3 protein-coding genes and 1 pseudogene are annotated in these 1,977 nt (G+C 67.6%); 2 read left to right on the top strand and 2 right to left on the bottom strand.

Annotation, left to right across the window (positions count from 1 at the left end):
- A partial coding sequence (locus ACE3P2_RS01665; protein WP_374260197.1) for a substrate binding domain-containing protein occupies positions 1-723 on the top strand: 723 nt, incomplete at its 5' end.
- A gap of 7 nt (positions 724-730) precedes the next feature.
- On the top strand, positions 731-1,084 hold the full coding sequence (locus ACE3P2_RS01660) for a YbaN family protein (RefSeq protein ID WP_374260194.1): 354 nt from the start codon (positions 731-733) through the stop codon (positions 1,082-1,084).
- On the opposite strand, the gene ACE3P2_RS01655 is transcribed toward ACE3P2_RS01660, so the two are convergent.
- Together ACE3P2_RS01655 and ACE3P2_RS01650 are read right to left on the bottom strand one after the other, a co-directional pair.
- Entirely contained in the window at positions 1,067-1,588 is a 522-nt protein-coding gene (locus ACE3P2_RS01655) for a DNA-deoxyinosine glycosylase (protein WP_374260192.1), read from the bottom strand. The two genes, ACE3P2_RS01660 and ACE3P2_RS01655, sit on opposite strands and share 18 nt — an antisense overlap.
- An 85-nt stretch (positions 1,589-1,673) precedes the next feature.
- Positions 1,674-1,977: pseudogene (locus tag ACE3P2_RS01650) on the bottom strand (isocitrate lyase); the annotation flags it as partial.

Here is a 1,977-nt window from a genome sequence, read left to right as displayed (position 1 = left end):
GAAGGCCAGGCCTTTCTCGAGGACTGCCAGAAGCTGCTCAACGACATGGCCAATGCCGAGGCGGCGGTGTCGCTGGGAGGCGTCCGGGCCAGCGGCCAGCTGCGGGTGTCGGCGCCCTCCGGCTTCGGGCGCCGGCACGTGGCGCCGCTGGTCGGCGAGTTCATGCTGGCCAACCCGGAGGTGACGGTCAATCTCGATCTCAGCGACCGCCTGGTCGATCTGCTCAACGAGAACATCGACTGTGCCATCCGCATCGGCGAACTCACCGATTCCAGCCTCGTCAGTGTGAGGCTCGGCGAGATGCGCCGCATGGTGGTGGCCAGCCCCGCCTACCTGGTGGCGCACGGTGTGCCGCGCGAACCCGGCGATCTGGCGGCGCACAACTGCCTGTCGCTCGGCCAGCAGCGCGGCTGGGTGTTCCGCGATCCGGCTGCCGGCACGGTCGATACCATCAAGGTCAGCGGTAGCTTCGAATGCAACGACGGTGCCGTGCTGCACGAATGGGCGCTGGCCGGGCGCGGGCTGGCCTGGCGCTCGCTGTGGGAAGTCGGCCAGGACCTGAAGGAGGGCACGCTGACCTCGGTGCTCGACGCCTGGCAGGCGCCGCCGATGGGCATCTACGCGGTGTTTCCGCAGCGCCGCCATTTGCCGCTGCGCGTCCGGCTGTTCATCGACCTGCTCAAGGAAACCTACGGGCGGCCGAGTTACTGGGAGTTGCGCTGAAAACGGCATGAAAAAACCGGTCTACCGCATCCTCGGGCTGTGCTCGGTCGGGCTCGGTGTCGTCGGCGCCTTTTTGCCGTTGCTGCCGACGACGCCGTTCCTGATTCTCGCCGCCTACTTTTTCGCCCGTTCGCACCCGGAGTGGGAAGCGCGCCTGCTGGCGCATCCCGAGGTCGGCCCGGCGATTCGCGCCTGGCGCGATCACGGCGCCATTCCGCGGGTCGCCAAACGGCTGGCGACGCTGTTGCTGGCGATCAGCGCCGTCGGCGGCTGGCTGACGCTCCCCGAGCCCTGGCGCTATGTGCCGGCGGCGGTCGGCGTGCTGGTGCTGACCTGGATGTGGTCACGGCCGAGCTTTTAGGGCGGCGCGCACGGCCTGCCACGCGGCCAGCTTTTCGGCGAAGGAGCGTCCGGCATGAGCCGGGCTGGTCGATGGCAGGCGGGTGAACGCAATCGGCCGTTCCGCATCGGGTAGCCTGATATGGCGGCGAAAGCAGCTTTCCGCCTTGGCGCCGTTGAAGAAGATGTGGCGGACCGCCGGATGGGCGGCGATGAATCCGGCAAGGTCGTTGGGCACCAGCGAGTCGTCCTCGATGGCGGTGTCGAGGCTACCCTGGCGCCGGCAGGAGTACAGCACGTCCCACAGCGCGATGCCGGCGTGGCACAGGGCGGCGACGCGCGCCGGATAGTCGCGGTCCGGCGGGATGCTCAACAGTTCGCCTATCAGCGGCCAGAAGGCGTTGCGTGGGTGAGCGTAGTATTGCCCCGCGGCGAGCGACGCCAGCCCGGGCATGCTGCCGAGGATCAGGACGCGGGCGTCGGGGGCCGCAAGCGGGGGGAAACTGCGGGCGTGGTGTTCGGACATGTCGCGGCTGCAAACAATAAGGCCGGCGCCTTGTGAGCGCCGGCCCCGATGCCGCCCGGTGAGGCGGCAAGTCAAAGCGGTAAGCTTAGTGGAACTGCTCTTCTTCGGTCGAGCCGGTCAGCGCGGTGACGCTGGACTTGCCGCCCTGGATGACGGTGGTGACTTCGTCGAAGTAACCGGTACCGACCTCCTGCTGGTGCGAGACGAAGGTGTAGCCACGATCGCGGGCAGCGAATTCCGGCTCCTGAACCTTCTCGACGTAGGCCGACATGCCGCGCTTGGCGTAGTCCTGGGCCAGATCGAACATGTTGTACCACATGGAGTGGATGCCGGCCAGGGTGATGAACTGGTACTTGTAGCCCATGGCGCCCAGTTCGCGCTGGAATTTG

Source organism: Zoogloea sp., from assembly GCF_041911615.1.
Classification (GTDB): Bacteria; Pseudomonadota; Gammaproteobacteria; order Burkholderiales; family Rhodocyclaceae; genus Zoogloea.
The sequence above is the reverse complement of the archived record's forward strand: the minus strand, read 5'-3'. Positions and strand labels throughout refer to the sequence as shown.

Bases quoted from the DNA above. Each gene is read 5' to 3' on its own strand.
- ACE3P2_RS01655 (WP_374260192.1), bottom strand. From the start codon at position 1,588: ATGTCCGAACACCACGCCCGCAGTTTCCCCCCGCTTGCGGCCCCCGAC.
- ACE3P2_RS01660 (WP_374260194.1), top strand. From the start codon at position 731: ATGAAAAAACCGGTCTACCGCATCCTCGGGCTGTGCTCGGTCGGGCTC.